22 protein-coding genes are annotated in these 25,443 nt (G+C 70.0%); 11 read left to right on the top strand and 11 right to left on the bottom strand.

Translation table 11 applies throughout. The annotated features are described in order from the left end of the window. Window positions 1-9 precede the first annotated feature (9 nt). Window positions 10-846 carry a 23S ribosomal RNA methyltransferase Erm gene (gene erm, locus F4561_RS02610; RefSeq protein WP_184574402.1) on the top strand — a complete coding sequence of 279 codons (837 nt, stop codon included), beginning with the start codon at window positions 10-12 and terminating at the stop codon, window positions 844-846. A 118-nt stretch (window positions 847-964) separates the two neighbouring features. Here the strand turns inward: erm and F4561_RS02605 are convergent, their stop codons facing one another. The 3 genes from F4561_RS02605 to F4561_RS02595 all read right to left on the bottom strand — a co-directional run bounded on the left by F4561_RS02605 (window position 965) and on the right by F4561_RS02595 (window position 3,645). Further along, window positions 965-1,864 carry a transketolase family protein gene (locus F4561_RS02605; RefSeq protein WP_184583074.1) on the bottom strand — a complete coding sequence of 300 codons (900 nt, stop codon included), beginning with the start codon at window positions 1,862-1,864 and terminating at the stop codon, window positions 965-967. Between the two features lie 75 nt (window positions 1,865-1,939). Further along, on the bottom strand, window positions 1,940-2,626 hold the full coding sequence (locus F4561_RS02600) for a thiamine pyrophosphate-binding protein (RefSeq protein ID WP_184574400.1): 687 nt from the start codon (window positions 2,624-2,626) through the stop codon (window positions 1,940-1,942). Between the two features lie 92 nt (window positions 2,627-2,718). Next, on the bottom strand, window positions 2,719-3,645 hold the full coding sequence (locus F4561_RS02595; protein ID WP_184574398.1) for a 4-(cytidine 5'-diphospho)-2-C-methyl-D-erythritol kinase: 927 nt from the start codon (window positions 3,643-3,645) through the stop codon (window positions 2,719-2,721). Window positions 3,646-3,890: 245 nt separating this feature from the next. Between F4561_RS02595 and F4561_RS02590 the strand changes: the two genes are divergently transcribed. Beyond that, window positions 3,891-5,810 carry a serine/threonine-protein kinase gene (locus F4561_RS02590; RefSeq protein WP_184574396.1) on the top strand — a complete coding sequence of 640 codons (1,920 nt, stop codon included), beginning with the start codon at window positions 3,891-3,893 and terminating at the stop codon, window positions 5,808-5,810. Between the two features lie 176 nt (window positions 5,811-5,986). Here the strand turns inward: F4561_RS02590 and rsmA are convergent, their stop codons facing one another. After that, window positions 5,987-6,868, bottom strand: a complete 882-nt coding sequence (rsmA, locus tag F4561_RS02585) for a 16S rRNA (adenine(1518)-N(6)/adenine(1519)-N(6))-dimethyltransferase RsmA (RefSeq protein WP_312885109.1) — start codon at window positions 6,866-6,868, stop codon at window positions 5,987-5,989. Window positions 6,869-7,229: 361 nt separating this feature from the next. On the opposite strand from rsmA, the gene F4561_RS02580 reads away from it, so the two are divergent. Next, on the top strand, window positions 7,230-7,880 hold the full coding sequence (locus F4561_RS02580; RefSeq protein WP_221445338.1) for a DUF2306 domain-containing protein: 651 nt from the start codon (window positions 7,230-7,232) through the stop codon (window positions 7,878-7,880). A 711-nt stretch (window positions 7,881-8,591) separates the two neighbouring features. On the opposite strand, the gene F4561_RS02575 is transcribed toward F4561_RS02580, so the two are convergent. Then, window positions 8,592-9,677: a resuscitation-promoting factor gene (locus tag F4561_RS02575; protein WP_312885108.1), complete on the bottom strand. Its 1,086-nt coding sequence runs from the start codon at window positions 9,675-9,677 to the stop codon at window positions 8,592-8,594. A 465-nt stretch (window positions 9,678-10,142) separates the two neighbouring features. On the opposite strand from F4561_RS02575, the gene F4561_RS02570 reads away from it, so the two are divergent. Further along, window positions 10,143-11,234, top strand: a complete 1,092-nt coding sequence (locus tag F4561_RS02570) for a CaiB/BaiF CoA transferase family protein (protein WP_184574390.1) — start codon at window positions 10,143-10,145, stop codon at window positions 11,232-11,234. A gap of 207 nt (window positions 11,235-11,441) precedes the next feature. Next, complete coding sequence (locus F4561_RS02565) at window positions 11,442-11,702, top strand: hypothetical protein (RefSeq protein ID WP_184574388.1); 261 nt, start codon at window positions 11,442-11,444, stop codon at window positions 11,700-11,702. A gap of 215 nt (window positions 11,703-11,917) precedes the next feature. On the opposite strand, the gene F4561_RS02560 is transcribed toward F4561_RS02565, so the two are convergent. Continuing rightward, entirely contained in the window at window positions 11,918-12,844 is a 927-nt protein-coding gene (locus tag F4561_RS02560) for a TatD family hydrolase (protein ID WP_184574386.1), read from the bottom strand. A gap of 118 nt (window positions 12,845-12,962) precedes the next feature. Beyond that, window positions 12,963-14,783, bottom strand: a complete 1,821-nt coding sequence (gene metG / locus F4561_RS02555) for a methionine--tRNA ligase (RefSeq protein ID WP_184574384.1) — start codon at window positions 14,781-14,783, stop codon at window positions 12,963-12,965. Window positions 14,784-15,064: 281 nt separating this feature from the next. Between metG and F4561_RS02550 the strand changes: the two genes are divergently transcribed. Together F4561_RS02550 and secD are read left to right on the top strand one after the other, a co-directional pair. Continuing rightward, entirely contained in the window at window positions 15,065-15,460 is a 396-nt protein-coding gene (locus F4561_RS02550) for a hypothetical protein (RefSeq protein WP_184574382.1), read from the top strand. A 73-nt stretch (window positions 15,461-15,533) separates the two neighbouring features. Further along, a complete protein-coding gene (gene secD, locus F4561_RS02545; protein ID WP_184574379.1) occupies window positions 15,534-18,236 on the top strand; it encodes a protein translocase subunit SecD in 2,703 nt (900 codons plus the stop codon). Between the two features lie 134 nt (window positions 18,237-18,370). On the opposite strand, the gene rsmI is transcribed toward secD, so the two are convergent. Beyond that, window positions 18,371-19,225, bottom strand: coding sequence for a 16S rRNA (cytidine(1402)-2'-O)-methyltransferase (gene rsmI, locus F4561_RS02540; protein ID WP_312885107.1), 855 nt, complete (start codon window positions 19,223-19,225; stop codon window positions 18,371-18,373). Window positions 19,226-19,335: 110 nt separating this feature from the next. Here rsmI and F4561_RS02535 point away from each other — a divergent pair, with 110 nt between their 5' ends. Together F4561_RS02535 and F4561_RS02530 are read left to right on the top strand one after the other, a co-directional pair. Next, a complete protein-coding gene (locus F4561_RS02535; protein ID WP_184574377.1) occupies window positions 19,336-21,123 on the top strand; it encodes a dolichyl-phosphate-mannose--protein mannosyltransferase in 1,788 nt (595 codons plus the stop codon). 372 nt (window positions 21,124-21,495) lie between these two features. After that, the gene (locus F4561_RS02530; protein WP_123202594.1) at window positions 21,496-21,699 is read left to right on the top strand and encodes a cold-shock protein; all 204 of its coding nucleotides are present in this window, start codon (window positions 21,496-21,498) and stop codon (window positions 21,697-21,699) included. 82 nt (window positions 21,700-21,781) lie between these two features. Here F4561_RS02530 and F4561_RS02525 read toward each other — a convergent pair whose 3' ends face one another. Beyond that, complete coding sequence (locus F4561_RS02525) at window positions 21,782-22,630, bottom strand: ion transporter (protein ID WP_312885106.1); 849 nt, start codon at window positions 22,628-22,630, stop codon at window positions 21,782-21,784. A gap of 221 nt (window positions 22,631-22,851) precedes the next feature. On the opposite strand from F4561_RS02525, the gene F4561_RS02520 reads away from it, so the two are divergent. Continuing rightward, the gene (locus F4561_RS02520; protein WP_184574375.1) at window positions 22,852-23,169 is read left to right on the top strand and encodes a sec-independent translocase; all 318 of its coding nucleotides are present in this window, start codon (window positions 22,852-22,854) and stop codon (window positions 23,167-23,169) included. Between the two features lie 48 nt (window positions 23,170-23,217). Here F4561_RS02520 and F4561_RS31875 read toward each other — a convergent pair whose 3' ends face one another. Next, window positions 23,218-23,802: a hypothetical protein gene (locus tag F4561_RS31875; RefSeq protein WP_221445337.1), complete on the bottom strand. Its 585-nt coding sequence runs from the start codon at window positions 23,800-23,802 to the stop codon at window positions 23,218-23,220. Window positions 23,803-24,005: 203 nt separating this feature from the next. Beyond that, window positions 24,006-24,137 carry a hypothetical protein gene (locus tag F4561_RS33085; protein ID WP_281384012.1) on the bottom strand — a complete coding sequence of 44 codons (132 nt, stop codon included), beginning with the start codon at window positions 24,135-24,137 and terminating at the stop codon, window positions 24,006-24,008. Window positions 24,138-24,671: 534 nt separating this feature from the next. On the opposite strand from F4561_RS33085, the gene F4561_RS02510 reads away from it, so the two are divergent. Beyond that, on the top strand, window positions 24,672-25,385 hold the full coding sequence (locus tag F4561_RS02510) for a response regulator transcription factor (RefSeq protein ID WP_184574373.1): 714 nt from the start codon (window positions 24,672-24,674) through the stop codon (window positions 25,383-25,385). Window positions 25,386-25,443: the final 58 nt, after the last annotated feature.

The raw sequence follows: 25,443 nt of genomic DNA, 5'->3' as shown, positions 1-25,443 counted from the left end.
GGAGCACCCATGTCATCCCGTCATCCCAGAGGCGGACCCCACGAGCTTGGCCAGAACTTCCTCGTCGACCGCGCGGTCATCAGCGCTATCGAAGAACTCGTCGCGCGGACCACAGGCCCAATCGTGGAGATCGGCGCCGGTAGCGGCACCGTGACCATGCCACTGAGCCGGCTGGGCCGGCCGGTCACCGCCGTCGAGGTCGACCCCCGAAGCGCGCGCCACCTCAACCGGCGCGTGCCCGACAACGTCACCGTCCTCAATGAGGACATCCTGCGGGTCCGGCTCCCACGCCACCCGCACGTCATCGTCGGCAATCTGCCGTTCCACCTCACGACCTCGATCCTGCGCCGGATTCTCGCCGCGCCGCACTGGCACACCGCGGTGCTCCTGGCGCAGTGGGAGGTGGCCCGGCGGCGCGCGGGCGTGGGCGGGGCGACCATGCTGACCGCGCGCTCCTGGCCATGGTACGAGTTCGCGCTGCACTCGCGCGTGCCCGCCCGCTCTTTCCGCCCCGCGCCCTCGGTCGACGGCGGGCTGTTCACCGTGACCCGGCGGGTGACGCCCCTCGTCTCCGACCAGCGGGGCTACCAGCGCTTCGTGGAGCACGTCTTCACGGGGCCGGGACGCGGCCTGCGGGAGATCCTGACCCGAACGGGCCTGATTGATCGGGGAGCGCTGAACGCCTGGCTGCGGTCCACCGGACTGCGACCGGACGTTCTTCCCAAGGATCTCACCGCGAACCAGTGGGCTTCGCTGTGGGAGCGCACAGGTACACGCGTGAACGGCGCCGGCGGGAGTCCGGCCGGAACTCCCCCGCGCACGGCGCGCCGGCGCCGCGCGCGCTGAGCGCTGCCCCCGGAGCGAGGCGTCCCGCCCGGGCCGGCCGCGGGCTCCCGCGGCCGGCCCGGGCGCCGCCGCGGACACGCGCGGCGCCCCCGCGCCCTCGCGTGCCCGTACGGCCTCCTCAGGTCAGGAAGAAGTCCCGCGCGGCCTTGGCGATGCCTTCCGTGTCGAGGCCATGGGCACGGTCGTGGTCGGCGGCACTCCCGTAGCCGCGCACTTCGGCGACCCGGGAGACACCGAGGGACCGCTGCCGGTGCCTGCGGTCCCCGAGCGCGACAGCGGCCTCGTGCGCGGACGTCCCCTCCAGGTAGGGCTCGACCAGCAGGACGTCGGCCTGGCCCGCCGCCGCGACGATCCGGTTCAGGCCCGCGCGGTCGAACGGGCGGACCGTTGGCGTGTAGGCGACCGTGACGTCGAGCCCGTCGGTGGCGGCGAGCGCGCGGTCCAGCATCGGACCCACGGCCACAACGACACCAGCGGAACGGGCGGATCCCGAGCGCACCACGACCAGGCCGCCCTCGGCCGGGCGTGCCGCCGCGTTCCCGCGCTCCGAGAGCCGCAGGTAGACGCGGTCGTCCCCCGCCAACGAGGTTCGGAGAAGCCGCGTGACCTCGTCTGCGTGCCCGGGCACGTGCACGGTCCAGCCCGGGAGGGTGTCGAAGAGGGCGACGTCCCCGGGCGCCATGTGTGTGCGGCCGCCGGCGGCGTAGTCGTAGGAGGCGCCGACGCTGACCAGCACCGCGCCCGTGTCCTGATGGCCGAGGTCCAGCTTGAGCTGCTCGAACGGGCGCTCCACGAGGAACGGGGCGATGGTGTGCACCACGGGCCGCATTCCGGCCAGCGCCATTCCCCCGGCCACGCCCGCCATGAGCTGCTCGCGGATACCGACGTTGATGACGCGCTCGGGGTACCGGGCCGCGGCGGCAGCGAAGCGGTCCGCGGAGATGTCGGCGAGCACAACGGCGATCCGCGGGTCGGCGTCGAGTGCGGCGCTGGCGGTGCTGACAAACGCGTCGCGCATCCGGGTGGGGGTTACGTTGTCGGCGGTATCCGCACCCGGGGGTCCGTTCGGCGGCATTGGTGTTCTCCTCCCTGCTCAGTACTGGACTCGGGCGGTCACGGCCAGCGGGCGCCCCGGGTGGGCGTCAGTGAGTGCCGCGTAGAGGGCCTCGTGGTCGCGCGCGTCAGCGGAGCGGGTGGTCCACCCCTCGACCGCGAAACGTTCGCCGATGCCGCCCGGCCAGCCCAGCGATGCGGACTGGTTGTCGATGGCGACCACGGTGAGGCCGTCGATCCCGAAGCGGCCGGCGGCGGCGATCGCCTCGTGGTTGCTCCCCTCGTCGAGCTCGGCGTCGCCGACGAGGGCCACCACGCGCGCTCCGGTCCGGCCCTGGGCCCGCAGTGCGAGGGCCGTGCCCAGCGCCAGACCGAGCCCGTGTCCGAGCGAGCCGCTGCCGATCTCGACACCGGGCACCAGGACCCGGTCCGGGTGGTGGCCGAGCGGCGAGTCGAACGTGCCCCAGGTGCGCAGAGCACTGACCCCGAGGAAGCCCTTCGCGGCGAGGACCGCGTAGTACGCGGCCGGGCCGTGCCCTTTGGAGAGCAGGAAGCGGTCGCGGTCCGGTGTGTCGGCGGTCTCGGGCGTCACGTTGAGGATGCGGTCATAGAGCACCCACAGCACGTCGAGGGTGGACTCGGCTGCGGCCTGGTGTTTCTCGTCCCCGGTCAGCAGACCGACGAGAGCGGGAAGGTCGGCGTATCGGCTGAAGGCTGTCCCAGACATGCCCCCAGCATGTGACCTCAAGTTCAGTTGAGGTCAATAGGAGCGGCCGTCGGATTCGCAGCGGTGCCCTACCGCGTGCGCCCTCCCGGCCGTCATTCCTGGCAGACGACTGTGGCGCCCGGTACGTCGCCGTGCGCGACGAGGGCCCGCTCGCAATGTCCGGACTCTCGTAGCGCGGCAGCGATGTGCGCGGCGGCCGCCCGGTCCTCCGCGAGGAACGCACACGTCGGGCCGGATCCGGACACGATCACCCCGAGCGCGTCCGCGTCCCGGCCGGCGTCGAGAGTCGAGCGCAGCTCCGGCCGCAGCGACAGCGCCGCGGGCTCCAGGTCGTTGCGCAGGGCCGCGCCCAGCGCGCGGGCGTTCCCCGAGGCGAGTGCCGACATGAGCGCGGTGTCCTCGCGAGGCTCGGGCGCGTCGGGGCGCAGCCGATCGTACTCCCCGAAGACAGCGCCGGTCGACAGGCCCGTACCGGAGAGCGCGAAGACCCAGTGGTAGCGGCCGGTGCTCGGCACTGGAGTGAGGAGCTCGCCGCGGCCGGTCCCCACGGCCGTCCCGCCGACGAGCGGGAAGGCGACGTCGCTGCCGAGATCGGCCGCAAGGGCCAGGAGGCGGTCATGGCCGAGTTCCGCACCCCAGAGAGTGGCGCACGCCACAAGCGCGCCCGCGGCGTCGGCACTGCCGCCCGCCATTCCCCCGGCCACCGGGATGCGCTTGGTGAGCTGGATGTCCACGGGTGCGCCGGCATCAGTCTCAGCAGCCAGGCGGTGCACCGCGCGGGCGGCGAGATTGGTCGCGTCGAGCGGAACTCCAGCGGTGTTCCCATGCGTCTCACCCTCGGCGGTAAGTCTCACAAGGCCCCGCTCTGCACACGGCTGTGCCGCGATGACGGTAACCTCGTCGAACAGCGAGACAGCGTGGAAGACATTGACCAGATCGTGGTATCCATCTTCGCGCGCCGGCCCTACCGCTAGCTGAAGGTTCACCTTTGCGGGTACCCGTACGGTTACGGCGGTCATAGCGGTCACGAGTCCTAGATCGTAAAGGAAGCCCACCCCCGTGAGCCCACGTACCCGCACAGGGACCCTCCCCCGGTCCCCGCGCGCGTGTCAGAAGGCCCCGGTACCCATGGGTGGCCCCCCGCACGGACACGCAGCAGTCAGTGTCCGGTTCCGGGCTCCACGCCCTACGCGGGTGGGTATCAGGACACAATCCCCGCTACCTTGGGGCCGGACGCACTTTGGACACCGTCGGGGAGGGCCGCTTGCCGTCGGATGGGCTCCCAAAGAACTTGGAACCGCTGGCCGCCGGAGATCCGGCCACCATCGGTCCGTACGTGCTGTCCGGGCGCCTGGGCAGTGGCGGGATGGGAACGGTCTACCTCGGCCGCACCCCTGAGAAAGGATCCCAGGTCGCGATCAAGGTGATCCGGCCGGAGCTCGCGTTCGACGAGGCCACCCGCGCGCGCTTCCGCGACGAGATGGAGAACGCCCGCCGCGTCGCCTCCTTCTGCACCGCGAAGGTCCTCGACCACGGGACGTTCGAGAACCGGCCGTACATGGTCACCGAGTACATCTCGGGCACACCGCTGGCCGAGCAGATCGCCGAACACGGCTCCCTCGACTCCAGCACGCTGCACGGCTTCGCGCTGGGCGTGGCGGCTGCGCTGGCGGCCATCCACAGCACCGGCCTGGTCCACCGCGACCTCAAACCGGCGAACGTGCTGCTGTCGATCTCAGGGCCGCGTGTCATCGACTTCGGCATCGCCCGGGCGATGAACACCATGACCAACCACACCAAGACCGGCATCGTCATGGGCAGCCCGGGCTGGATGGCCCCCGAACAGTTGCTGGAGGAGAAGGTCACCACCTCCGCCGACATCTTCGCGTGGGGCTGTCTGGTGGCGTTCGCCGGGAACGGCGTCCATCCCTTCGGCAACGGCGACGCCATGACGCTCGGCAAGCGGGTGCTGTTCGCCGAACCGCAGATCGGCAACCTCGACAGCCCTCTCGACCGGCTGGTCCCCCAGGCACTGGCCAAGGAGCCCGACCGCCGCCCCAAAGCCCAGGACCTGCTGCTGGAGCTCGCCGGCGGTGAGGACGAGACCGCGAACGCCAACGACATGGTCAGCCACGCGCTGCACCAGTCGTGGCGGCCCAACCTTCCTCCGATGCCGCCGGGCGCCGGGCCCATGGGGCCGAACGGCCCTCAGGCCCCTCACGGGCCACCAGGTCCCCCGGCACCGCAGGGGCCTCCACCGCCCCACCCGGCGGGTGGGGGCATGCACCCACCCGGACCGCCGCACGGGGGCCCCGCTCCCCGGCCCGCTGGCCCCGGAGCCGGGCAGCCGCCGCAGCAGGCCCCGATCCCGGCCGGGCAGCAGGCCTACCAGGGCCAGCAGATGCAGCATCCGGGGCCCGGTTCCGCGCAGCAGCCTCCGGTGCACCACAGTGGCCAGTTCCCGGTGGTCTCGCCACACCAGACGGGGCCGATCCCGCAGGTGGGGCCGCAACAACCGGACGGCCCGGGCACCGGGGCCTCCCGCCCGCAGGCCCAGCCCTACGTCCCCCCCGCGGCTCCCCCGCCGCACCACCCCATGCAGCCCGCGCGCAAACGCACCCGTTGGGTAATCCTGACGGCGATCGTCGCCGCGGTGCTGGTCGCCCTGTTCGCCCTGCTCACCGTCCTGTTCTTCGGCGACGAGGACGAGCCCGACAACTCGCAGAACGCGGCGCAGGAGGAGGACCAGGACGCCGACGGCACCGACCGCGATTCGGGGCCCAGCGGCTCCGCCCTCGACGGCGCCACTGACGGCCGCATGGTGTTCCAGGTCAACGAGTACACCTGCGGGGCCGAGATCCCGGGGCGGTCCAGCCCAAGCGAATCCGGCATGTACTGCACATTCGACCTGCGTGTGGAGAACACCTCGGGCAGCACGATCACGCTGGACCACGGGTGGCAGCGGCTGCAGACCGCCAGCGGCGACTTCCACCGGCCCGCGAAGCCCTCGATCGAGGAGCAGGACGAGTCCCTGTGGGAGGAGATCCCGACCGGAGACGAGGCACGCGGCTCCCTGGTCTTCCTGGTCCCCGACGACGCCGAGCCCGAGGAGCTCATGCTGCACAGCCAGGACGGCGGGGACAGCGCCCGGGTCGACCTCAGCGACATCCCCCGGCGGAACTGAGACAGACCGCGTTTCTATGGCTCGCTGGCGCTCGCGGGTCGGGTGCCCTGGAGCCGGGAACCTTCGGGCCCTGCGGTGGGGTCGCTCGTTCCTCGCTCCCCCACCTCCGGACCCTCAGAACCCCGGCGGCACCCGACCTGTTCTCTGGGCTCGCTGGCGCTCGCCGGCCGGTGCGGTCACGCCGGGTGCTCCGCCGGCCCCTGCTCGGCGATCCGCGCGAACGCGTCGATGTCCAGCGACTCCCCGCGCGCTGACGGGTCGACACCCGCGGCGCGCAGCGCCGCCTCCGCCGCCGCGGCGGACCCCGCCCACGGAGCCAGCGCCGCGCGCAGCGTCTTGCGCCGCTGGGCGAAGGCCGCGTCGACGACCGCGAACACCCGCTCTCGGGACACGGTGCTGACCGGGGCCGGGCGGCGGGTCAACCGTACGAGCCCGGAGTCGACATTGGGCGCGGGCCAGAAGACGGTGCGGCCGACAGAGCCCGCGCGGCGCACCTCGGCGTACCACGCGGTCTTGGCCGACGGGGCGCCGTAGGTGCGGCTGCCCGGTGCGGCGGCGAGCCTGTCAGCCACCTCGGCCTGCACCAGGACCAGGACCCGGCGCACCGACGGCAGCAGCTCCAGCAGCCGGAGCAGGACCGGAACGGCGACGTTGTAGGGCAGATTGGCCACCATCGCGGTCGGTGCGGGCCCCGGAACCTCGGTGACGCGCATCGCGTCAGCGGCGCAGACCTCCAGGCGCCCGGCGAGGCCCGGGGCGAACTCCCGCACGGTACCGGGCAGCGCAGCGGCGAGGTCCGGATCGATCTCGATGGCGGTCACGTGCCGCACGTGCGGCAGCAGCGCCAGCGTCAGAGACCCGAGCCCGGGCCCGACCTCCAGAACGGAGTCGTCCGCGCCCACCTCCGCGAGGGTGACGATCCGGCGTACCGTGCCGTGGTCGATGACGAAGTTCTGACCCCGGGACTTGGTGGGCCTGATTCCGAGGCGGCTGGCGAGCCCGCGGACGTCAGCAGGGGTGAGTAAGCGCGCGGTTTCGGGTGTCTCGGAATCGGCCACCCAACCATCCTGCCAGGTCGGCGGGGCGGGAAAGCACCCCCGCGCCCCGCACTCAGCAGTTGCCAGAGGTTGGTGGGGGCCGCTGCACAACCCCGGGGCGGGCGCGAGTGGGGGTGTGCTCATGCGTCATCGGCACCCCGCTGGATCGACGCTCAGTTGGCAACCATCTCGAAACTGTGTAAAGTTTAAACAATAGAGTATGTATTATAAACAGTTTTGCTGCCGCTCCTGAGCACGCCGGAAGGACCCCATGACCCAGTCGGCGACCGGCGCCCCCGGACCTTCCCAGTCACCCGCCCAGAGCCCGCGCCATCAGACCCCGGCACCGCGCCCCTGGTGGCGCCGCCCGTGGGTGGCGCCCTTGGCCGTACTGTCCGTGGCCTTCATCGCCTTCTCCGCTCCCCCCTACCTCTCCTTCGACCCCTCGGCGTCCCGATTGGACCTGCAGCCGGGCAGCGCACTGCACTACCCGATGCTGGCCGTCCACGTCGCCTTCGGTTCGGTCGCGCTGCTCACCTGCTGCCTGCAACTGTGGCCGTGGCTGCGCCGGACCTACCCGGCCGTGCACCGCACCAGCGGGCGGATCTACGTCTTCGCCGGTGTACTGCCGGCGGGCCTCTCCGGCTTCGTCGTGGCCTACCTGAGCACCTCCGGCATGCCCATGCAGGCGGCCACCTTCACGATGGGCGCCCTCTGGCTGATCTTCACCTTCGTGGGCTACCGCATGGCCCGCCAGCGGCGCTTCGCCGAGCACCGCGAGTGGATGATCCGCAGTTTCGCGTTGTGTCTGGCCATACCCGTTGACCGGCTGTGGGTGGGGGTCTTCATGGCCATCGCCATGCCGAGGCTGGACACGGTCTACGGCGGGGACCACGACGCGATGATGGTCGCCGTGGCCGGCTCGGCGTTCTGGATGAGCTGGGTAATCAACCTGCTCATCGCCGAGTGGTGGCTGCGCTACCGCCGCCCCGCCGGCGCCGTACAGTCCCGTACGCCCTCGGCCATGGGTTAGATCGGTGATGGGGGTTCGTGGTGCGGCGCCCGAGGGGGCGGCGAGGACGGTGGTGGGCCGACCCCCGCGTGATCGGTTCTGGTGCCCGGGGGTGTGGCGCCCGACGACCGGGGTCCTGGCCCGTGGCTGGGCCCGTCGGTCGTGGCTGTGGGGCCAGACTTCGGGGGAAACACGGCGAAACGGGCGGGTGTGGGTGCGGGGTCCGCGGCGAGGGTGTCCGTGGGGACATGTTCAGCGACGAGAATGTCCTCGCGGTCACTCTCGCCGCGGCCCATCGCCGAGAACGTCCGCACAGTCACCCTCGACGCGCGCCCCGCCGCCGGACGGCAGCACTGGCGCCCGCAAAGGCACGGTTCCCACAGGGCCCGCCGCCCTCGCCGCGCGCGCGACCACCCACCCACGTCACCGATTTAGTAGCGTTTCTCGGAGTGCTTGGCAGGTCGGGCACCACCGAGGCCCTGAGGGCCCGGAGGCGGGGGAAGCGAGCAACGAACGACCACACCGCAGGGCCCGAAGGTTCCCGGCCACCGGGCGCCCGACCCGCGAGAACAGCTCATCGCCCCTTCGGCCCGAACAGCCGGGCCCATCCTGGCTGCAACGGGCGCCACGGCCACCGCCGATCGTTTGGTGCTACACACCTCGCGATCCCAGCGGTGGCCGTCCCACGTGCGCCCTTCAACCAGACCGAGAGCTCCAACGGCGGCTGCGGTACTAGTTCAGCAGGTTGCTGCCGCACTCGGGCCACTGGCTCTGCCAGTTGCCGTCGACCATGTTGTAGAGCTTCTTCGCGCGCATGGTCTGCTCGGAGGAGCTGGCCTCGGCGGGCGAGCCGCTGCCGCCGGCGGACTCCCATGTCTCCATGGAGAACTGGTAGAGGCCGTAGTACCCGCCCGCGGAGTTCACCGCCGTGGGGTCGCCGCCCGACTCGCACTCGGCGAGCGCCGCCCAGTTCAGGTCGTCGGCCTCGCCGCCAACCTCGGTTTCGGGCTCCTTGGTCCCCACCTCGATGACGCCGTCGACCGGCTCCTCCAGGACCTCCTCCTCAAGGACGTGCTCGGTCTCCTCGCCCTCTTCCATGACCGTGGCGACGGTGACCTCCTTGACGCCGTCCTCGGGCTCCTTGACGACCTCTTCCTCGCCCTTTTCCAGCTCGTCGGTCTCGCGTTTCTCGGTCTCCGCCTCGATCGGCTTCTCCTCCGTCGTGGGTTCGCCGAGAATCTTCAGGACGTCGATGACCATGCCGTCGGTGGGTTCGGTGTCGAGCGCCGGCTCCACTTCGTCGTGCTCGCCCAGCTCGACGCCGTTGTCCTGCAGCACCTCTTCGACCGTGTCCGCGGTGGTGGCGACCTCTGTGCGCGCCCGGTCGTCCAGGATCGCCACCTGCCGGGCCCCGGTGGCCTCGACCTCGATGCCGGATTCCGGTACCGGTTCGCTGGGCTCCACCGAGAGTTCGAGGGTGTCGTCGCCCATCCCGATCTGGTCGAGTGCCTCCCCCACGGTGAGCGCGGTGACCCAGTGCGTCTCCTCCTCCCCGTCCAGCTCCAGGGTGAGCTCGCGGCCGGTGCGCACCAGGACGCTGTCGCCGGCGCTCAGCTCGGTGTCGGGCTTGGGGGCAACGGCGTCATGTTCACCCAGCTCGATGCCCTCGGAGTCGAGCACTTCCTGGACGTCGGCGTCGAACGCGCGCACGGTCCGCTCCTCGCCGTCGATGTCCAGCGTGACCTGCTGCTCCATGGCGAACGCGGTCCCACCGCCGATCAGGGCCAGGGCTAGGACGGCGGCGGCGCCGATCACCACCGGGCGCGAGCGTAGCCGCCGGGGCAGGGCAACGGACGGTAGGAAGCGCCGACGCGCCGGCGTCTCGGGCTGCTCATCCGTGCTGGGCGTACGGCTGGAGCCGCGATGCGTTCCACTTGAACGTGACAACCGGTTAGGCACGATTCATCTGACCTTTACGAGCAAGGGGGTGACAGGGGGTGGCGGGGGACGGCGGGGCGGTTCCCCGGCCGTTACTGCGTGGCTGCGGCGGGTGGCGGGTCCGGGTCTCGGGACCCTCGTCCACGGCGGCGACCCTCAGCCCTCGGGAAATTATCACAGCGTCCGCAACCGTGCTTTAGCTTCGACCGAATCCCGGCGAGCGAATCGCCGATCCACAGCCCTACACGCGGCGGAAGAGCCGACACGTAACATGACACCGCCGGTCCCCCGAGAACAAGGGGATCGGGCCCTGGTTCGCCAAGTGAGCGCGGGAGGTTTCGCGAGTTGGGACCACTCAACGGGATCCGTGTCGTGGAGTTCACCGGGATCGGCCCGGCGCCGATGGCCGGGATGCTCCTCGCCGATCTCGGTGCAAGCGTGATCCGGTTGGACCGCCCGCAGGCAGCCGAGAGCGCCCAGGCGGGCAACGGCCCGCAACTGAGCGCGGGGCGCCCGGTGCTGGGGGTGGACCTGAAGTCCGTCGAGGGACTGCGCACCGCCCGCGAACTGGTCGGTGCCGCCGACGTCCTACTGGAGGGATTCCGGCCCGGTGTGCTGGAACGGTTGGGGCTGGGCCCGAAGGAGTGCCTCGAACTCAATCCCAAGCTGGTGTTCACACGGGTGACCGGCTGGGGCCAGGACGGACCTCTCGCCCACCGCTCCGGGCACGACATGAACTACATCTCGCTCAACGGAGCACTGCACGGGTTCGGGCGCAGGGGCCAGGCTCCCGTCCCTCCGGTCAACATCGTCGGTGACTTCGCCGGCGGGACGATGTTCGCGGTGACCGGAATCCTCAGTGCCCTGGTGGAACGCCAGAGCTCGGGGCGCGGGCAGGTCGTCGACGCCGCGATGCTCGACGGAAGCGCTTTTCTGATGTCGATGATGTACGAGGACCGGGCGCGCGGGGCGTGGAGCGACGAGCGCGGCACCAACTACATAGACACCGGCGCACCCTGGTACGACGTCTACGAGTGCGCGGACGGCCGGTACGTCTCGGTCGCCTGCATCGAGCCCCAGTTCTACGCGGCGTTCCTGGAGGGGATCGGGCTCGACGCGGCCGACCTCCCCGACCAGTGGGACCGGACACGCTGGCCGGAGCTGCGCGAGCGGATCGCGGCGGTCCTGCGGAACAGAACCCGCGACGAGTGGGCCGATCTTCTTGGTGACACCGAAGCCTGCGTGCAGCCCGTCCTGTCCATGGCCGAGGCCCCAGAGCACCCGCACGTGCGGGCCCGCGGCTCGGTGCTGCGCGACGGCGACAACCCGTACCCCGGTCCCGCCCCGCGTTTCGAGCGCACTCCCGGCCGCAACACCCGCGATCCGGAGCACGCCGCGGAGCCGGTGGAGGAGGCCCTCCGAGAGTGGGGCCTGTGACCCTCCCGAGTGACGGTCCGGAATCACGGGGACTCCGCACATCGCCGGTCGTCCCCCGCGGCTCGCAGCCACCGCGGAGGGGCAACCGGGCGGAAGGCTGGTGGACGCCGGCCAATGGCGGCCACCGTGCGGGCAGGCGATGGAGGTTCGGAGCGCCGGAATGCTAAGCTCCCGCGGCTTTGTTCCCGACGTCAGAGAGCCGCCACGATGACCGATCCCGGTACCCCAGTGCAACAGGCGCGGGCCAAGAAGAAGCTCGGATTCATCCTGCTTGCGATTATCGTCCCGGTGGACTTCCTGCTGGCGCTGGCCGCGTTCCTAGTGCCGGATATCTTCCCGCCGCAGGTCGCTGTCATGCTCCTCGTCCTCACGGCGCTGCAGGTGGTCGCCGGTGTTTGGTTGATAATGGCCGGCCGCGAGGGAGACGCCCCTTCGGTGAGACAGCCCGAGTCCCGGCCCCACCAGTAGGGAGGGGAGTAGTCGCCCGGGACCCGGCCAGGTGGCGAACACCCCGGAGCGTCCCGTGGCCGACCGCGCATCCGGCCGCTGGCCCCGCGTGGTGCCGCAGCCTCCGGCTTTGGGAAGTGCGATGACTCCTCCGGCCGGCCCGCACCGCCAGCCGATCTCTCCGACGCGAACCTTCGGGATCGTCGCGGCGGCCTTCGGTGGACTTTCGCTGTTCCTCAGAACCCGAAGACCCGCCGCGCGTTGTCGGCGACCGCGGTCGCCAGCTCCTCCTCGGTCATCCGCTTGACCTCGGCCAGCGCGCGCAGCGTGTGCGGGATCAGGTAGGGGGCGTTCGGCCGGCCCCGGTAGGGCTTGGGGGTGAGAAACGGGGCATCCGTCTCGACCAGCACGAGATCGGAGGGTGCGACCTCCGCGGCCTCGCGAAGCTGGTGGGCGGTGCCGAAGGTGACGTTGCCGGCGAAGCTCATGTGGTAGCCGCGGTCGGCGCACACCTTGGCCATGTCCGCGTCGCCGGAGAAGCAGTGGAGGACGACCCTCTCCGGGGCGCCCTCCTCCTCCAGGATGCGCAGGACGTCGTCGTGGGCGTCCCGGTCGTGGATCATCAGGGCCTTACCGTGCCGCTTGGCGATCCCGATGTGCCGGCGGAAGGACTCCTGCTGGGCGTGCGTCCCCTCGGCGCCGGTCCGGTAGTAGTCCAGACCGGTCTCGCCGACCGCGCACACCCGCGGATGCGCGGCGAGCCGGTCGATCTCCGCGACGGCGGCGTCGAGCCCCGCGATCCCCTCCGCTTCGCGCACCTTCCCCGCCCAGTCGGAGTCGTCGACCTCGACTCCGGCAGCACCGTCGCCGTGCACGACCCGCGGCGCCTCGTTGGGGTGCAGCGCCACGGCGGCCCACACTGTGTTGGTGTCCTGCTCCGTGGCAATGTCGGCCGCCCACTGGGAGGAACGGACGTCGATGCCCACCTGCACCAGCGGGCTGACGCCGACGGCGGCCGCCTCGGCGACGATCCGCGCGACATCGGGAACCTGCATGTCCATGTGCGTGTGGCTGTCCGGCACCGCGACACTGAGCGGCTCCGGCGCCGGCGGGGGCGTCTCGGCGTTCCGGTTGCGCACCGCCGAGCCACTTCGCTTACCCATGATCACTTCCCTTACGGCCTCGTGTCTCGCGCACGTCCCACGCAGGTACGGCGGACCGTTCCACTAGAACAGTCCGCCGCTCGCGGTATTCCCGGCCCGCCGGCGCGGGCGGGCGCGGTTACCCGCCCGCCTTCTCCTCCAGGCGGGCCAGCTCCTCGTCCGCGATGCTCGGGTCGAGCTTGGTGAACAGCGGCTCAGGCCGGGCCAGCGGGGTGCCGGGCCGGATGGGCACGGACTCCCAGCGCGCCTCGTTGTCCGCGTAGTCGCCGGTGATGACCGGGTACACCGAGGCGCCCTCCTCGCCACCGATCGAGTCGGTGGCCTCCTCCAGCCGCGGCATTCCGGTCCACACACCCGTCCCGCCGAGCATCGCGTAGACCCGGTTGCACGAGGCCGGCAGGAACGGAGTGAGGAACGTGTTGGCGTCGCTCACCAGTTGCAGCGCGACGTGCAGCACCGTCTCCATCCGCTGCGGGTCGGTCTTGCGCAGCACCCACGGCGCCTGCTCCGAGAAGTACTTGTTGGCCTCGGAGACGGTACGCATGGCCTCCTGCAGGGCGGCCTTGAACCGCGACCGCTCCAGATGGGCCCCCACGGTGTCGAACGCGGCCGCCGACGCGGCGAGCACGCGGCGGTCGTCGTCGGTGAGCTCACCCGCCTCCGGGATGGCGCCGACGTTCTTCGCCGCCATCGAGATGGACCGGTTGACCAGGTTGCCCCAGGTGGCCACGAGCTCGTCGTTGTTCCGGCGGACGAACTCGGCCCAGGTGAAGTCGGTGTCCTGGGTCTCGGGACCCGCCGCCACCAGGTAGTAGCGCAGGGCGTCGGGCGAGTAGCGCTCCAGGAAGTCGTTGACGTAGATGGCCACCCGCCGCGACGACGAGAACTTGCGCCCCTCCATCGTGAGGAACTCGCTGGAGACCACCTCGGAAGGCACGTTCAGCGCGCCAAGCTGCCCCGGTACCCCGCCGCGGTCACCCTTGCCGCTGTAGCCGAGCAGCATGGCCGGCCAGATCTCGGCGTGGAAGACGATGTTGTCCTTGCCCATGAAGTAGAACGACTCGGCCTCGCCGTTCTGCCACCACGCGCGCCACGCCTCGGGGTCGCCGGTGCGCTTGGCCCACTCGATCGACGCCGACAGGTAGCCGATGACGGCGTCGAACCAGACGTAGATGCGCTTGTTGGGCTCCTCGCGCCAGCTCTCGAGCGGGATGGGCACCCCCCAGTCGAGGTCGCGGGTGATCGCGCGCGGCTGGAGGTCGTTCAACAGGTTGAGCGAGAACTTCAGGACGTTGGGCCGCCACTCCCCGCTCTTGGAGTCCAGGTACTCACCGAGGACGTTGGCGAACGCGGGCAGATCGAGCATGAAGTGCTCGGTGTCGATGAACTCCGGGGCCTCGCCGTTGATCTTGGACCGGGGATCGATCAGGTCGATCGGGTCGAGCTGGTTCCCGCAGTTGTCGCACTGGTCACCGCGCGCTCCGTCGTACGCGCAGATGGGGCAGGTGCCCTCGACGTAACGGTCGGGAAGCGTACGCCCCGTGGACGGCGACACCGCGCCCTTGGTTGTGTGCGTGAAGATGTAGTCGTTCTCGTAGAGCCCGGTGAACAGCTCCTGCACCACGGCGTAGTGGTTTCCGGTGCTGGAGCGGGTGAACAGGTCGTAGGAGAGCCCAAGCGCCACCAGGTCCTCGGCGATGACCCGGTTGTAGCGGTCGGCCACCTCGCGCGGGCTCACGCCCTCCTGGTCGCCGAGCACCTGCACGGGCGTGCCGTGCTCGTCGGTGCCGCTGACCATGAGCACATGGTTTCCGGACATTCGCTGGAAACGCGCGAAGACGTCGGAGGGGACCCCGAATCCGGATACGTGCCCAATATGGCGTGGCCCGTTGGCGTAAGGCCAGGCCACCGCGGTCAGGATGTGGCGTTTCGACGACATGCCCCAAGCCTAAACGCGCCCGCGCCCGGGCGCGCACGAATATCGGCCAAGGGAGGCCGCGGGTGTGCGTGAGACGCCGGTCGCGGGTGTGCGTGAGACGCCGGTCGCGGGTGTGCACAAGACGCCGGTCGCGAGCGTGCATGAGACGACACCGGCGTTACCCCATCGGTAGTGTGTGTACCTAGGCTCGAGTGTGCACTTAGGCTCGTAGGTTGCACACGTTCCCATTCGTCCCGCGCCTTTGCGCGGGACAGCCGGTTTCTCGGCGTTCAGCAAAGGCGGTGGTCACGACGATCCCGCGTGTCCTGGCCTCCCTGGCGGTGGCGGCGGTAATCATGCTCGGGGTGCCTATGCCCCCGTTCGCCGCCGTGCTGACCAGTTCCAGCACGCAGGACGTCCCCGGGGTTGCCGACGGCGGCAGCGACGAGCACGCTCTGGCGAGCGCCAAGCGCACCCCGACCACCGTCGCCCTCGCGCTGCCGGCCACAAGCAACGGTGACCTCCGGCAAGCCGTGCGCGACCTTCCCGACGAGTACACTCCCGCGCACACCGCCCTGCCCGAGATCGGAGGCCCCTGGGGCTACACCCCGCTGCCCGAATCGGTGGCGGAACCGGATCTCGCGGAGCCGTTCGCGCTGCCACTCGGACGCGCACCCCCTCTCACAGCGGGCGCGTGAGCCGCACACAGTCGGACACCGCCCGGATCTGTCCCGACCACCGTTCGACCCCCCTTCGTGAGAGGTTCCTCAATTGTCCAGTCAGGTGGGGGCTGGTGCGCGCTGGACGCGTGGCATCATCTCCCTGTTGATCGTGGCTGTCGCGTTCGGCGCCGCGTGGTTCATACCGCCGAAGCTGGGGCTCGACCTCAGCGGAGGTACACAGATCGTCCTGCAGGTCACCGACGGCGAGGACGGCACCGAGGCCAACCGCGAGAACACCGAGAAGGTCATCGAGGTGCTCCGGCAGCGCATCGACCGGCTCGGGGTCTCCGAGGCCACCATGTCGCGGTCCGGTGAGGACCGGATCATCGTGGAGCTGCCCGGGGTGCAGGACCCCACTGAGGCGGCCGAGATCGTCGGCCAGACCGCGCAGCTCACCTTCCACCCGGTCCTTGGCGTGGCCCCCTCCGAGGGCACTGGTGTCCAAGCGCCCGGAGCCGGAGGAGCCCCTGTTCCGCAGGGTGGCGGCGGAGGGGCCCCCGCGCCCCAGGGCGGGGAGAACGCCAATCCGCCCGACAACGCACGCGCTCCCTCCGACGACCAGGAAGGCGGCGGCTCCGGCGGAGGTGACTCCGGCGGCGAAGGCGGCGGCTCCGGGGAGATGTCCGAAGAGGAGATGCAACAGCTCCAGGAGATGATGCAGGGCGGCGGCCAGGGTGGCGCGGCTCCTGGCGGCGGCGAGCCGGCCGAGAACCCCGAGGACGTCGACAAGACGCTGCCCGACGACCAGGGCACCAACCTGCAGCTCGGCGAGCCCCAGCTGCAGGGTGACCAGGTCGCCAGCGCCGAAGCCACACTGGACAAGTACCAGACGAACTGGCAGGTCAACGTCAACTTCGAGGGCGAGGGCAGCGACGCCTGGCGGAAGCTCACCGCCGACGCCGCGTGCTTCGACCAGGGCGACCCGAAGCGCCGCGTCGCGATCGTGCTCGACGACCAGATCATCTCCGCTCCCGAGGTCAACCAGGACATCGCCTGCGACTCCGGCATGGGGGGTGGCTCGACCACCATCACCAGCCAGACGTTCGACCAGGAGAGCGCGAACGAGCTCGCGGTGCTGATCGAGGGCGGCTCGCTCCCACTGCCGGTGCAGGAGATCCAGCGCCAGACCGTCGGCCCCACCCTTGGTGAGGACGCGATCAAGGCCAGCTTCCTCGCGGGCGGGATCGGTCTGCTGCTGACCGCGCTCTACATCTGCGCGTCGTACCGCCTTGTCGGTCTCCTCGCCTCGGCCGCGCTGGCCTGCTACACGCTGATTGCCTACGCGGCCCTCGTGGGACTGGGCGCGACCCTGACCCTGCCCGGGCTGGCCGGTTTCGTGTTGGCCATCGGCATGGCGATCGACGCCAACGTGCTGATCTTCGAGCGAGCGCGCGAGGAGTACCAGCAACAGAAGAAGATCTACGACGCCAACAAGTCCAAGGGGATGGTCGACGCCTCCGAAGCCGAGACCGAGCAGGCCGAATCCGGCGTGCTCTCCCGGCGGCGCAAGCGCGCGATCCCACCGAACCTGCAGAAGTCCTTCGTCCAGGGGACGCAGAAGGCGTGGAGCGCCGTCCTCGACACGAACATCACGACGCTCATCGCGGCAGCGCTGCTGATCTTCCTGGCCTCCGGGCAGGTCCAGGGCTTCGGTGTGACACTGGGCCTCGGCACGCTGGCGTCAATGGTCTCCGCGCTGGTCATCGCCCGCGTGTTCGTCGAGTGGGCGGTCCGCCGCAGCATCATCCGCAAGCGGCCGCACATCTCCGGTATCTCCGATATCAGCAGGGTCCGCGCCTGGCTGGTGGAACACAACCCGAACCTGATGCGGCGCAGCGCGACCTTCCTGGGAATCTCGGGTCTGATCGTCGTGGTCGCGATCCTCGGGATCGTCATCCGCCCGCCGAACTTCGGCGTGGAGTTCACCGGCGGCCGCGTCATGGAGTTCACCACCGAGGAAACCGTGAGCGTGGCCGATGCCCGCCAGACGGTCTCCGACACCGGACACCCCAACGCGGTGGTCCAGGAGGCCGGCGACGGCGACCTCACGGTGCGCACCGGTCAGCTCAGCGACGCGGAGGCCGCCGAGATCGAGGAGGCGATCGCCGCCGAGGCGGGTGAGACCGAGCGGATCAGCGACGACATCATCGGCCCGAGTCTGGGCCAGGAGTTGCGCAACAAGGCGCTCATCGCGCTCGGGGCGGCACTGGTGCTGCAGATGGCCTACCTGGCCTGGCGGTTCCGGTGGTCGTTCGGGGTGTCCACAATGATCTCGCTGGCCGCGAACCTCACGCTGGTCATCGGGTTGTTCTGTTGGCTCGGCAAGCCGATAGACGGTGTCTTCCTGGCCGCGATGCTGAGTGTCATCGGCTTCACGGTCAACGATGCGGTGGTGGTATTCGACAGGGTCCGCGACGAATGGGCGCGCGACACCACGTCGAAGTTCTCCGACGTCGCCAACACGGCGATCCTGAACACGCTGCCGCGAACGGTGAACACCACCATCGGTGGGGTCTTCATCCTCGCCACCCTCGCGATGTTCGGGGGGTCGTCACTGCGCGACTTCTCCATCGCGATGCTGGTGGGGTTGTGCACCGGCGTCCTGGCCACGATGTTCCTGGCGGTACCGCTGGCGAAGTGGCTGCAGCAATGGGACAAGACCGCCGCGCCGCACGTGATCCGGGAGCGCAAGACCAAGCAGCGCAAGGAGCTGCGCGCCGCCCGGGACGAGAGCGACGGCGCCGTCGTCTGATCGGGGCCGCCGGGCGGGCCACCCGCCCGGCGGCTTCCCCGGCCCAGGGCATGCGCTCCACCGCGGCACCGGACCGGGCCCCTGAACCGGGCCCGCAGCTCAGCGATCCAGGTGTCGGGGTGGGGCTGCCAACGTCAACGATGCACAGCGTCGTAGACCTCGCGTTTGGGAATGCCGAGCTCCCTGGCCAGTTCCTGGATGGCCTGCTTGCGCGGCACTCCGGTGGCTTCGCGCTCGGCGACGGTCGAGGCCAGCTCGGCCGTGCTCGGGCGGGCGGCCCCGCGCTCGGCGCCGGCCACTACGAGGGTGACCTCACCGCGCACGCCCTCCCGCGCCCATTCGGCGAGGTCGGCGAGCGGCGCACGGCGGACCTCCTCATAGGTCTTGGTGAGCTCGCGGCAGGCCGCGGCCCGGCGCTGCGCGCCAAACGCCTCGGCCATGGCCTCCAGCGTCGCGGCAAGCCGGCGCGGGCTCTCGAAAAACACCATCGTGCGGCGTTCGCCCGCCAGTTCGCGGAACCGGCCGGCCTGACCCTTGCGCGGGGGGAACCCTTCGAAGCAGAAGCGGTCGGTTGGCAGGCCGGAAAGCACCAGGGCGGTGGTGACCGCCGAGGGGCCCGGGATGGCTGTGACCGGCACGCCCGCCTCGACACACGCGGTCACCAGCCGGTAGCCGGGATCCGACACGCCCGGCATCCCGGCGTCGGTCACCATCAGGACGTCGCGCCCGGCCCGCAGGTCTGCCATAAGCTCCTCGGTGCGCCTGCTCTCGTTGGCGTCGTAGTACGAGACGACCCGCGCACCGCCCTCCCCGCCGAGCCGGATGCCCAATCGCGACGCGAACTGGCGTACTCTGCGGGTATCCTCCGCCGCGATGATTCCGGTGGCCTGCAGAGCGGCCACCAGGCGGGGCGGCGTGTCGTCACGGTGCCCAATCGGCAGCCCGGCCAGCGTCAGCGTCCCGGGGTCCGCAGCGCCTGCAACAGTCACGTTCCACCCATCCAAAACCCAATACGGTTGGCCCTACTCCCCCAGCGCGGGTCCCGAGCAACGTTGACGCTGCGCGAACCCACTACCTCCGAACCAATCTACGAGCCCACATGACCACCACCGCACCACCCGCCGGCCCCGAATCCGCCTCGCCCCGCGACAGCTCCAGCCCATCGCGGCTCGTGCCGCCGATGCCCACACCGGTCTGGGCCGGATGGCTGGGTGCCGTTGTGCTGGCGCTGTTCGCCGGCGCGCTCCGGTTCATCCGGCTCGGCCACCCGGGCGAGATCTACTTCGACGAGACCTACTACGCCAAGGATGCCTACTCGCTGTGGCGTTTCGGATACGAACGCGAGTACCTGGAGAACTCCGACGAGCTGCTCGTGCAGGGCGTACGGGATATCTGGACCAGCGACCCCGCGTTCGTCGTGCACCCGCCGCTGGGCAAGTGGCTGATCGCGGCGGGCGACTGGCTCTGGGGGCTGCTGCCCTACCAGGACTCGATGTCGCCCGAGGGCTGGCGAGCGGCCGCGGCCCTGTTCGGCGCGCTCTCGGTGCTCCTGCTGGTGCGCATCGCGCTGCGGATGACCCGCTCATGGCTGCTCGGCTGCACGGCAGGGCTGATCATGGCGCTCGACGGGCTGCACTTCACCATGAGCCGGATCGCCATGGTGGACATCTTCCTGACCTTCTGGATCCTGGCCGGCTTCGGTTGCCTGGTGATCGACCGCGACCGGGCCCGAGAACGGCTCGCCGGGCTGGCCGCCACCCTCCCCGCCGGCGCGGCGGTCGGCTGGCTCGGGTTCAGGTGGTGGCGGATCGGCGCGGGCGTGTGCCTGGGCCTGGCATGCGGAACCAAGTGGTCGGCCGTGTTCTTCGTGGCCGCGTTCGGGCTGCTCACGGTGGCGTGGGACTACGGTGCCCGGCGCAGGTTCGCCCAGCGGTGGGGACGCTGGCTGACCATCGATGCGGTGCCGGCGTTCTTCCAGGTGGTGGGGGTTGCGGCCGTCACCTACGTGGTCACGTGGAGCGGCTGGCTTCTGACGTCGGACGGCTTCGGCCGGCAATGGGGTGCGGAGCACTCCGGCCAGGTGGTCTCGGCGCTGCCCGGCGTACTCCAGGCGCCGGTGAACGCGCTCCGCAGCCTGCTCTACTACCACTCGGAGATCCTGAGCTTCCACAACGATCTCGACACGCCTCATGACTACGCGTCGGGGCCGGCGCAGTGGCTCATCATGCGCACGCCGGTGGCGTTCTACTACGAGGGGGAGGAGACCGCCTGCGACGCCACGGAGTGCTCCAGCACGATCCTGAGCATCGGCACTCCCGCTGTCTGGTGGCTGGGCATCATCGCTGTTCTGGTGATGCTGGGCTGGTGGGTCACCTATCGCGACTGGCGTGCGGGCGCGGTGCTGCTCGGGCTGACGGCCGGCTGGCTGCCGTGGTTCGCCTTCCCGGACCGCACGATGTTCGTGTTCTACGCGCTGCCCGCGCTGCCGTTCGTGGTGCTGGCGATCGTGCTGATGCTGGGTCTGGTCATCGGGCGTGAAAGAGAAGGGGAACGCCCTCTGTACTGGTCCCGCGGCTGGGTGGTGGCCGGCGCGCTGCAGGGCCTGGTGCTGCTGGTCGTCGCCGCCAATATATTCCTGCTCAGCGAGATAGGCTCACTTCCCGCATGGTTCTGGTTGCTCGCTGCGGTCCCGCAGGCCGCGGTTCTGCTGGTGGCCGTTCCGCTGCTGCTCAACACGCCCTTGGGGCGGGTCACCGGCGGCGTGGTGTACGGCGTTGTGCTGCTGCTCATCATCGCCAACTTCGGGTACCTGTACCCCGTGTTGAGCGCGGAGATCATCCCGCACGAAGCATGGGAGGAGCGCATGTGGTTCCGGAGCTGGATCTAGATGTGGTGCTGACGCTTCTTGAGCGTTCCGTTCCTTCATCGCGCTGCGAAGGAACGGAATGCTCAAGACCGGCTCCGGTGCGACACGCCGTTGCGGAGTGTGGGAACGCGCGTGCCCTCCGCTGACAGGTGGCACGGCGGTACGGCGGATCCGGGCACACCCCGCCGATTTCGCGCGGTCGAGATCTCGCAAGCTCGGTAGGCGCCTGGTAGTGTCATCAACTGGTTGCGGTTGTAGTTTCCACGGATGCCCCAGGCGCCTCGCGGAACTTCACGTGGGCGCTGGTCGGTTGGGATTCTCCCGGGGCGGGCGCTCGGCAACCCGGGGCCAGCAGGGTGCGGTCCCGCCAGTTAGTCCCCAAAGGGAGAGCAGATGGCTCAGGGCACCGTGAAGTGGTTCAACTCTGAGAAGGGTTTCGGGTTTATCGCCGTTGAGGGTGGTGGCCCGGACGTGTTCGTGCACTACTCGGCGATCGCGGGTACCGGCTTCCGGAACCTGGAAGAGGACCAGTCGGTCGAGTTCGAGATCACTCAGGGCCCCAAGGGCCCGCAGGCGTCAAACGTGCGTTCGCTCTAAGCGGCGCCTGATTCGTTTCTCGGCCCTTCGCTCGGTCAACGAGCGAAGGGCTGTTTCTTTCGCACCCCCGCGCCGACTCGCCTCAGTGCGCGGGCCCTCGCTCCTCGTTGCCGTTCGCGCCCTGGAGCTCCCGCACCTGCTCGGTAAGCCGCTCCACCTGGGCGGTGAGCGCCCCCAGGTTCGATATCACCTCGTTGTGCTGCTCCAGCTCCAGTTCCTGGTCGTCCGCCCAGCGCTGCTGGTTCACCTCCTGCTCCATTGCGGTCACGATGATGCCGATGACCAGGTTGAGCGCGATGAACGCGGTCACCACCATGTAGACCACGAAGAAGATCCACGCCCTGGGCTCCTCGGCCGTCACGGCGTCGGAGACCTCTGGCCAGTCCTCCGTGGTCAACACCATGAACAGGGTGTACAGCGTGGTTCCCAGGTCGCCGAAGTACTGGGGGGCGATGTCCTCGAAAAGCTTTTCGGCCATGATGGCCGCGGTGTAGATGATGATCAGCAGCAGGCTGATCACCGTGCCCATACCCGGAAGCGATCGGAAGAGCGCGCCCACCACCTGGCGCATGCTCGGTAGGACGCTGATGAGGCGCAGGATACGCAGGGTCCGCAGCAGGCGCAGCACCGAGTACTCCGCCGAGGTCGGCACCAGGGTGATGCTCACCACGAGCAGGTCGAACCAGTTCCAGGGGCTCCGGAAGAACGCCGCGCCGCGCGCGTAGAACTTGAGCCCGAGTTCGATGACGAAGAAGGTGACGAACACGTGCTCGGCGGCCAGCAACCGCCCCCGAAGATCGGAGAGCTCGTCCTGGTAGGACTCCAGGCCCAGCGAGACCGCGTTGAGCAGGATCACAGCGACGACCGTGTACTGGAACCACTGGCTGTCCACGACCCGGGTGACCCGGGCACGCAACATGCTCTGCGTCACTGAACCACACTCCCCCGCCTTGGACCACAGCGCCTGGAACCTCGCCAACCCTAGGGCATTCTTCGGACTCTCCAGAGCGCGCCACCTGGCCCTATACGAAACGGCCCGCGGCCGGCGGGCACCGCGTTGGCTCGGCCCTTTGCACGCACGGCGCCGACCACCTCCCGGCTGACACCGGCTAACCTGCTACCAGGCCGATTCGACACAACCGCGGGGGCCACATGTTCAACATCGGGGTGTTCGAGGTCGTCGTCCTCGGTGTCCTTGCGCTACTCATTTTCGGACCGGACCAGCTCCCCAAGGCGGCGGGACAGGCCGGACGGATGCTGCGGCAGCTCAGACGGATGGCGGACACCGCCAAGGACGACCTCCGGCAAGGGTTGGGGCCGGAGTTCAAGGATCTCGATGTGCAGGACCTCCACCCCAGGCGCTTCGTGCAGAAGCACTTCTGGGATGACGAGGAGGACCAGGGCAAGCCGAAGCGCCGCGCCTCCGTGCTGAACGGCAAGCGCCCTCCGTTCGACGACGAGGCGACTTGAGGGCGGCGCCCCCGCCACCCCGCCCGCCACGTTCCGCCGCGACGCCGGTCACTCCACCAGGACGAGCACGAACAGGCCCAGGCCGAGCACGATCAGCGACCCGGTGATGACCGCCACCGACCCGACGTTCAGCGCGAGGACCTCCGCCACCACCGACCCCGCCACGGCCGCTGTGGGCCACGGCCAGCGCGCGGCACTCTGCCACTCGTTGCGCCGCTCACGGTGGACACTGGCGAGCGCGCCCAGCCCGACCAGTGACCAGAACACCACGTGGCCGGGCAGCCGGCCCAGCAGCTCCGTGTAGTCGCCCACAGACCCGACAACCATGACGAACAGCACGGTGCCGGTGGCCAGCCCCCAGTAACCGCGCTTGGGGAGGTCGGGGATGGGTCTCGTCCGGGCACGGGTCGACCGGCGGAATCGCTCCGCGGCCGGCTCGGCGCCATCGTCCGTGCCGGAGCCGGCGGGCGGCGGGGCTTCGTAGCGTGTGGCATCGTCGGCGGGCTGGCGCGGTGCTTCGCGTTCCCATGCCCGGCGCGCCTCGGGTGTCTCGGGGTAGTGGAACCCGCCGGTTTCCGGCTTACCGGCCGGTGGCAGGCCCTCTTCGGGAGGTTCCGGTACCCGACCCGCCATTGCTCGACCCCCTCTTGAGGACACTCGCGCGGCAACCGGCGGAGGAGCCGGTCCGCTGCCCACACCGTTCCCCGGGTGTCACCGGCGTAAAGGAGTGCCGGCCGCATTCTGTGTTGCCACCAGGGAAATCTGACGCACGGGTGAGGGTCTCCCGCGCTTGGACCGCGGCCCAAGCGCGGGAGACCGACAGAGGACGTCGAGGACTACCGCGCCCAGCTCCAGCCGGCGCTGGACGTGGTGGTGGCTTCGGCCTCCGCTGCAGTCGCCGCTGGGACACTGCTGCCCAGCACCATCGCCGCGGAGATGGCCACAATCGCACAGATCTTCTTGAGCACAACACACCTTTCTTCAGACCTCGGGTCCCGCCCCCGCCCCATAAGATGACCTATCCGGCACATCAGGCACAAGCCCCGAAACGGAATTTAAGCGCCGACAAATCGCATATCTTCCTGTTATATAAAAACTCACCGCGGGACGAGAATTGCGTAGGGCCGAACACGTGTCGTCAACTGACCAACCAGCAGCGATGACAAGGGAGCACCGGACGCGAAGCAATCGGGCACCGCGGGTGACCCCCTCCGCACTTCGAGAAGTGCCGGCCAACCGCGAACGCAACCGCACCACGAATCACCGCGCACCGGTATTCCCCTGGCCACCAGGGAGGATGACGGAATTACACTCTAGGCAGGCGAATTACCCGCAATCCGAACCTATCGCACTGCGGGCGTCCCGGCCGAGCGGACTCAGCAAGGCTTGACTGATTCGACGCCCTCCAGCCGCTATGCGGACACTTTCGTCACCGTCCCAGGTCCGTACGGGTATGGTGGCCCGCGCAGGTGGCCACCGCCCCAGGGAGCGTGGAGTCCGCCATGAGGGTGCTGCTCGTCGAGGACGATGTTCGGCTCGCCGATGCGCTGGTCAACGCGTTGCGCGGGCACGGCTACGAGGTTTCCCACGTGACCACGGGCGCGGCTGCGCTTGAAGCGGGGCGTGCCGACCTGATCCTGCTCGATCTCGGGCTGCCCGACCGCGACGGTGTCGAGCTGTGCCGGACACTGCGCGAACGCGACGACGTCGCGATCATCGCGGTGACGGCCCGGGGAACCGAGCGCGACCGCGTCAACGGGTTGCGCTCGGGCGCCGACGACTACGTCGTCAAACCGTTCTCGTTCGCCGAGCTGGCGGCGCGAATGGAGGCGGTGCTGCGCCGGGCGCGCACCAGCCGCTCGCGACCGGTGCGAATCGGCCCGCTGCACCTGGATATGGACGCCCACCAGGTGACCCGCGACGGTGTGCCCATCCCGCTCACCCGCAAGGAGTTCAGTCTGCTCGCGGCCCTGGCCAGGGAGCCGGGTTCGGTGGTGCCCAAGCAGCGGCTGCTGATCGAGGTGTGGAACACCGACTGGCGGGGCACGCACCGCACGCTTGAGGTGCACATCGGTACCCTGCGCGCCAAGCTCGGCGATCCCAGCCTGGTGCAGACCGTGCGCGGGGTCGGCTACCGGCTCGTCGCGCCCGACCCGGGCGAGCTCGACAGGGAAGCCGGGATCGACGGTCCCCCGCACCGCCTCGCCGGGGACTAGAGTCGTGTTTTTTGGGCTCGCTGCCGCTCGCCTGGGTCGGGCGCCCCGAAGCCGGGAA

The organism is Lipingzhangella halophila, from assembly GCF_014203805.1.
In the GTDB taxonomy this organism is placed as follows: Bacteria; Actinomycetota; Actinomycetes; order Streptosporangiales; family Streptosporangiaceae; genus Lipingzhangella; species Lipingzhangella halophila.
This window is presented reverse-complemented; position numbering and strand designations above follow the sequence as displayed.